This window comes from uncultured Phascolarctobacterium sp. (assembly GCF_937920985.1).
Classification (GTDB): Bacteria; Bacillota; Negativicutes; order Acidaminococcales; family Acidaminococcaceae; genus Phascolarctobacterium_A.
Genome location: NZ_CALDXR010000034.1, coordinates 77,273 through 85,055, shown reverse-complemented (window position 1 = coordinate 85,055; position 7,783 = coordinate 77,273). Strand labels below are relative to the sequence as shown.

Annotated in this window: 5 protein-coding genes; all 5 read right to left on the bottom strand. The window is 37.6% G+C overall.

All coding sequences use genetic code 11. From position 1 onward, the window contains the following. Positions 1-799: PD-(D/E)XK nuclease family transposase (locus tag Q0612_RS06410; RefSeq protein ID WP_298882281.1), on the bottom strand; the 799-nt coding region annotated here is incomplete at its 3' end. 169 nt (positions 800-968) lie between these two features. Continuing rightward, positions 969-2,192: an ATP-binding protein gene (locus Q0612_RS06405; RefSeq protein WP_298882278.1), complete on the bottom strand. Its 1,224-nt coding sequence runs from the start codon at positions 2,190-2,192 to the stop codon at positions 969-971. A gap of 118 nt (positions 2,193-2,310) precedes the next feature. Then, positions 2,311-4,284 (bottom strand): TonB-dependent siderophore receptor, encoded by a 1,974-nt coding sequence (locus tag Q0612_RS06400; protein WP_298882275.1) that lies wholly within the window; start codon positions 4,282-4,284, stop codon positions 2,311-2,313. Between the two features lie 275 nt (positions 4,285-4,559). Continuing rightward, on the bottom strand, positions 4,560-5,543 hold the full coding sequence (locus Q0612_RS06395) for an ABC transporter substrate-binding protein (protein ID WP_298882272.1): 984 nt from the start codon (positions 5,541-5,543) through the stop codon (positions 4,560-4,562). Positions 5,544-5,663: 120 nt separating this feature from the next. Beyond that, positions 5,664-7,586 carry a TonB-dependent siderophore receptor gene (locus tag Q0612_RS06390; RefSeq protein WP_298882270.1) on the bottom strand — a complete coding sequence of 641 codons (1,923 nt, stop codon included), beginning with the start codon at positions 7,584-7,586 and terminating at the stop codon, positions 5,664-5,666. Positions 7,587-7,783 lie beyond the last annotated feature (197 nt).

The following is a 7,783-nucleotide window of genomic DNA, read 5'->3' as shown; positions in this document are numbered from 1 at the left end:
CCGAAAGCTTAGAGTACTTAACAATCTTATCTATGCTTTCATTATTGGCAAGCATCTCTTTGGCAAAGCCAATACGTGCTTCCTTTTGCGCTTTAGCAGCTTTAGCTTCATATTTTTTCGCCATTTTTTCCAAGGCTTCTTTTTCACGCTTCGCTATAAGCTTTTCCATTACATCGCCCATTTTATCCAAGCCCTCCTTCTCTTCTTTAAAGTATCTAATTTTTTCAGCAAGCTTTTTATAATGCATATCATCAGGATTCTTGCAGCAAAAGTCATGCATCAACATTCCTAACGGAGTATTATCATGAATTTTGGCGTTAATGTAGATAATATGCGAGCCATCCGCAAAGCTGCTACCGTTCTCATCTATCGTTCTATGAATATGATAGATTGGCAGCAATCCTTTAAGAACATCTTCCTTCGTAATGAAAATAACATAGTTCTCAGGGATTTTGTCAAAATACTCACTCTTAGGCAAGCTTTTGGCATCCAACAGGCTCATATGATAGCGTGCTCTTTGGGGGATGGCACCACTGCTTTCATTCTGTACTTCGACATTGAACTTGGTGCCATCAGCTTTCTCAGCTAAAATATCGAGCTGCAAATCCCGTCCTTGAAGATTTTTAAGACGTTTTTGTGTAGATGCTTTCTTTACTTTGATTGTATCATTTTCTAAGATAATCCGCAATATTAATTGCGTACGCTCTATATCATCTTCAAAAACCTTGGTCATAAAAGGATCATCCATAAGAGTAAATTCTTTAATGGAATTCAATAAATCTTGCTTTACTTTTACCATTTATTTTTTATAGCCTTCCTTCTGATTTTTCTGACTAGTCTTTGTATTTATTATATTATCAGAGAAAGTTACTATAGTCAAGCAATCTTTCTGAAAATTCACTTTTATTTTGATGGTATATGAAAAGGCGGCGCATTTGCGCCGCCGTAAAACCATACGCCTGCAAAAATTACAGATACGAAATCGGTATAACCTTATCATTATCTTTCAACGCAACTATTCTATCATACGTGCAAATAACACCGCCACTGCCACGCTTAACTCCAGGGATAGAATCCAACACAGAAAAGGCTTTGATGTCTGCTGCTTTAGGATCAGCATGTTTTTTCATTTCCAAAGGATGGAGCACTCCATTACATTCGATAAGTAAATCTATTTCCTTTTGCTCCTTATCTCTATAAAAATATAAAGGCGGCTCTGCTATCCCCTTATTGTAATAACTCTTAACTATTTCAGCAATGACAAACGTTTCAAAAAACGCTCCTGCCATGGCTCCGTTTTTCAGCACATCAGCAGTAGTCCATTTCGTCAGATAGGCTGCCAAACCAGTATCCATGAAATAAAGCTTCGGCGTTTTGACCACCCTTTTTAACACATTATTCGCATATGGACGCAACAAATACACTATATTGCAAGTAACAAGAATAGATAGCCAGCGTTCGGCGGTTGATACACTAATTCCCACATTCTTGGCAAGTGACGAAATATTAAGCAACTGGCCGGTAATACTTGCTACAGCAATCATGAACGTAATGAATTTCACTTCATCACCAACCTGTGTCAATTCACGCACATCACGTTCAATATAAGTTTTTACATAAGAAGCGTAGAAAATCTGCCAATCATAATCCTCATTAAGCAATAAATCCGGCATGCTGCCCCTATGTATTACTTTCCATAAATCTTCATAGGTTATAGGCTTTAGTTCCTTTTTGCGTGCAGTAAAATACTCTTCAACTGGCAAAAATGCATCATTAAATTTAATCTGCTGATACTCACGCAGCGAAAGCCCCAAAAGATTAAGAATGCCTAAGCGACCGGCAAGCGATTCGCCCACATTCTTCATCAGTTTAAACTGTTGCGACCCGGAAAGGTAAAACATCCCTTTGCCGTTCTGTTCATCTACCTGCATTTTAATATAAGGAAACAGATTAGGCGCATACTGGATTTCATCCACAAACACCGGTGGAGTATTATCTTTAAAAAAAGTAGCCGGCTGCTCAACTGCAGCATGAAGCTGCATGGGATCATCTAAGCTTATGTAATTAGCACTATTGGCGAACCTGCGTAGCAAAGTTGTTTTACCAACCTGACGCGGACCTGTTACCAAAACTGCGCCAAACATTTTTGAAGCTTTTTCAAGTATGCTTTCCAAGTGACGATGAATATACATAAGGTGCTCCTTTCGACTAATTTATTTTTTAATAATATATTAGCCGTTTTTTTCTAAGAACGCAAGTTTTTTTAGAAAAAAAGGCGGCGCAAATGCGCCGCCGTATGGTTAAGTGTTATTAAAACTTATAGGTATAAGTAAGCAGGAAACTTGTCGGAACAGCATAATAATCAGAACCAGAATGGTTCAAGTTATCTTGTCTGTTAAGCAAGTTATCAATAGTTAAAGTGATATCGCTATTTTTATCAGGACTATAAGTAGTATTTAAAGTAGTGATGAAATAAGGTTTAGTCTTAGAAGAATGTGCACTGCTCGGAGTATTTACACGATCAGCCAAATAGCTACCAGTTAAGCTGCTTCTAAATTTATCTTTAGCATAGGTAATGCCACCATTAAGCTGCCAACGACCAAATTTTCTATCCCAGTAGGTTTTGCCCGTTTTAGCTTTAACCTTAGGATCGCTATAGTTCACGCCATAGTTATAAGAGAATCCGTTGTCACCTTCAATGTCACAAGTAAGTTCTATACCGGTATTTTTAAAATCTTCATTTTTGTAAGTGTATTCAGCCCTGCTTTGAGTCCATGTAGCAGAAATATTATCTTTTATATCAATATGATACAATGCTGCTTTCCAGCTATGGCTATCAGATACTTTTTTCCAACCCAATTCGTAGTTTTTACCTGTTTGTGGTTTTAAATCAGGATTCGGTTTTGCAGTTTCACTGGCGCCATTCATCTGAGCATAAGTCGGCATAATGAAAGATTCTGTATAGCTTGCATAAATTGTCTGATCATCATCTAATTTATGGATGTATTGTACTGCACCACTAAAGTTGTTATAGTTTTGATCTCTGAACGCATTAGTTGTCCAAGTTTCACGCGCGCCAAAAATCATAGAATTTTTATCATCAAATTTTTGATCCCACTGACCGAAAACTGCCCAAATATCACGACTTAATGACCCACCACTGAATACTGATTTCTCATACATTTCATGTTGATAATCTACACCAAGAACTGCTTGAGCTTTTTCTCCAATTTTCCAATTACGTTGCAAATCTGTACCAACTGTAGAGTTTCTTTCTTTCGTATGATAAAGGCTGAACTCCTTAGCGCCACCAGTTTTGGTATTAGTATCATAAAAAGTAGGTCCTTCAGATTCTATATTAGTGATATTATAGTAAATACTAGCTTTATAGTCATCATCCTTATAATTTAATTGAATGTTATTTTGTTTTGTTGTATATAGTCGACCATTAAACTGATCATCGATTTTCGCATCACCCTTTTCAACATCAACAAATATTCTCTCATAGTTAACTTGAGACTCATAGTAATTATAAGCTAAGCTAAGTCTATCATTAAAATTATACCCTAAATTAACGCTCTGTTTCTTAATATCATCCGCATCAGTTCTTGTTTTACCTTTCAAAACTGGTTTTTTGCTAGGATAATTAACATCACTTATGCTACGATAATTAACTCTTCCCATTTTTTCCAAAGAGTAACCAGCAGTAAATTTTTCGTCGCCAACATTTACTCTATAATTCTGATGGCTTCTGTTACCATAACCTACGCTAATTTTATTACTGCCTTTTTTCTTAGTAATGATATTAACAACGCCACCCATTGCCTCAGAACCATAAAGTACAGAGCCACCACTCTTTACAATTTCGATACGCTCAATACTGTCCGTAGGAATAGATTCCAAATTATATTTACCACGCCAAGAAATAGGATTACCATTGACTAATACCAATGTACCATTACTGATACCACGAATATTAACCTCATTAATCATTGTACCCATCGAAGTACCCAAAGGGCCAAAGGATTTGTACTCGATACCTGCTTGTTTGCCTAAAACTTCAGCAATACTATTGGATCCAGAATCCTCCAATTGTTTTGAGGTAATTACAGTTGTACTTGCAGGAACATCGACATCACGCTTTTCCGTTCTCGTCGCAGTTACAACCATCTGGTCCAGCGTATACTCCTGCAGCTCTTCAGCAAATACGTTTGTACCCCCCCATATTACACTACCGGTAATGAGGGCCGTCATCAATAAACCCTTGGAAAAATTACTCTTCATGTTTACTCATACTCCTATTAAAAATATTTATCGAAAAGTCCCTGCATATCCAGTCTTTCATGGTCATATGCCGGTGGCTTCACAATAGACGAAACAATGTCTGTATAGCAACTCATCTAGTTAATATTATATATCATTTCAAACCATTTATCCACTTAATCTTCATAATTTTTTCATAGAAAATCACAAGAAAAAAAGCGGCACTAACGCACCGCTTTTCAGTTAATATTTAAGGCTGTAAATGTAATCAATTTTGATGTTTTTATAATTAACTGCTAAAACCCTTTCAAAAACTCCTCCGGCTCTAAAACAACACAGTCACCATAAACCAAATGTGCCAGCTTCTGCACCGACCATACGCAATTCTGATGACCGATAAAAATGTATTTTTCATCAAGCAGAGCTACATTCCCGTTTTTTACCGCTCGCAAATTTTCTAAGCTCTTATCAGCTAAAAACTCACCCAGCAATTTCTCATCCTTGGCCTTATTATCCTTCCATGGCTTTGCAAGAAAGAAGAAATCCGGATTTATCTCTATCATGACCTCTTTATTGACTGTCTGTCCGGTATTCATTCCCAAATCTGCAATACCGTTTCTTATCTTGGCATGCTTGCAGATATCATCATACATGCAGCCCTTGCCTCCGTAGGACGCATAATTGGCTGATACAAGAACAGTACTTTTACTGTAATGAAGCTCTTTGGGTATATTGCGTTCAATCCTCTCCAGTTTATCGTTCATTTTTTGGACTAAAATCTTACCACGCTGCTCTTCACCTACTAGCCGGGAAAGCTTGATAATTTCATTTTTGACTTCTTCTATATTTGTAGACAGCCTTACAACATAAACAGGTATACCCATATCACGATAAGACTGAATTTTATCTGCACCAATTACCTCATTAACAATGAATATATCCGGCTTTAAAGCCAGAACTGCTTCCAATCCCGGATTTGTAATCTTATTTTCGACCAATGAACTTACCATATTGCCAAACGATTTTGCCGAGTTATCCATATTTTTAGATACAGACAGCATTTTTTCAGGCTCCACTAATCCCAAAAGGATGTTATCAAGATAAATATTGTTGGTCATAATTTTTTCCGGCTTCTTCTTTAGTTTTACCTGATAACCGGTATCGTCCGTTACAACGATTGCGTTATCTTTGTCTGCAAGCTTCACAGATTGGCCAAAGTTTTCTGTTGCGCATCCGGAAAGAATACAGACTATAACAAGCATAAGGATTAAGCGATACATGGTTTCCCTTTCAAATTTAAATAAATATTACTTTACCGGCAAATATTGCCGGTGTTTTTAAATAAAGCTATTTTTAAAAAGGTGACGCATTTAAGCGCCACCTTGGGGAGAATCGAGTAATTAGAAGCGATATTCGTAGGACAAAGTCCAGTTGAACGGTTTATCCAGATTTTCACTGACATTGATCGAATTATCTCTGTCTAAGAGGTTGTAAAGATTTAAGGTAATACTGTTATTTTTGTCAGGATCATAGTTAATAACAGAATTCAACTTAATAATGTTTTTCAGCTTATGCAGGCTGCCGTAGGATGCATCCTCTCTATCACCTAAATAATAGAGGTTTACACCGACGCCGAGCTTGCTGTAATTGTACTTAGCGCCTGCAGTAAATTGGTATCTGGAGGATTGCTGAGTCCACTTGCCGGCATCTTTAGCCAAAGGATCCTGATAGGTTGCACCTAAATTGTATCTCCAATGTTCTCCGATTACTTTATCATATTCGAATTCAACACCGGTGTTTTTAAATTCGCCAAGATTTACCTGAATATAGGTGTCTGGATCAACTCCTGCCGGAGGAGTAATGCCTAATTGGTTATATTTTTTCCAGGCAAACTTATCATCCATTCTCATTGTGAACACAGCTAATTTGCTGGAGGATGTATCGGTAATCTTCTTCACACCGGTTTCATAAGTCCAGCCCTCCTGAGGCTTCAATGCACCATTAGAACCGGTTTTACTTCTGGAGTATCTGGAATTGATTGCCGGCATTTCAAAGGCCTTGCCAACGTTAATATACCAGCTGGTATTCTCATCCAGTTTATATAAGGTCTGTAATTGCGGCAGATATACATTGTGTGCGCCATCAAAGCCGTTATTTTTTACATAATGTGCTCTTACACCGATATTAGTAGAGAACTTATCATCATATTTTTGATTCCAGGAGAAATAAGCTGCCAGGCTGTCTCTGGAAATAGCGTTGCTTCTATTGGCAATTTCTTCATAATGCTCTTTGTTGGCAGTTACGCCGGTCAGCAATGTTGCTTTATCGGATAAAGTCCAGTCCTTGTTAATATCGTAGTTAATGGTGTACAGAATAATATTGCTGCTGGAACCGCTTCTTAAAACCTGTCCGTTAGTTTTATATTGCTTACCGTCTATTCTTCTTCTGTTGAAGGATAAATTAGATTTGAGCTTATCCTGTTCGTTGTTATAGAGTAAAGCTACATTATCTCTTTCATCATTATAGCTATAAGAAGTTTTATTCATGCTTCCGTCAGGATTGAGATATGTCATACCAGTATTTTTAGTTTCTGTATGCATATAATTAAGCGTAAAATCTTTAGCCAAGTTTACGCTTGCGAACAGATTATTTTTGGTATAAGCACGTCTGTCTGTATCGAATCCTTTGTAGTTGATAGAAGAGTTCTCAAATTTTTTATAATAGTCACGGCTGAAGCTCAAAATATATTTATCACCGCTGGAAGCAACTTCATAACCCTTTTTATAGTTACCTGCTACAGCTTTAATGCTGTTGTTAATTTTTCCGGCTTTTTTTGTAATGATGTTAATAACGCCACCCATAGCTTCACTGCCATAAAGAACAGAATTAGATCCTTTTACAACCTCAATTTTTTCTACGGCACTGATAGGAATGCCTGCGGTTGAATTGTAATTGTTCAGGTTGATAGGTGCACCGTTCAACAAAACCAAAGTGCCTTTGTCTAAACCGCGAATATAGGTACGACCCGTAGAGCTACCATTATCGCCTTCACCGCCGGTATAGGAATAGCTTTGTATGCCAACAGTCTGCTCCAACGCATCAAATACACTTACATAACCGCGATTTTTAATTTCCTGTTCTGTAATAACGTTAGTTGTTGCAGGAACCTCAACATCACGCTTTTCTGTTCTTGTAGCTGTTACAACCATCTGGTCCAGCGAATACTCCTGCAGCTCTTCTGCAAATACGTTCGTCCCCCCCCACATTACACTACCGGTAAGGAGAGCCGTCATCAATAAACCCTTGGAAAAGTTACTCTTCATGTTTACTCATACTCCTCAAAAATATATTTTGACCACTCTTCCCCTGCCCAGTCTTGCATGGCCACAGGCTACTAAGTGCATCAAGCAAAATTGTAAGCTATACGGCAATATAGCTATAAAAAATGCGCCCTTGCTTTTATAATCAGCAAAGGCGCAAGTTGCTCTTCTGATATTATATGGAAAGCTTCTTTGCAAAG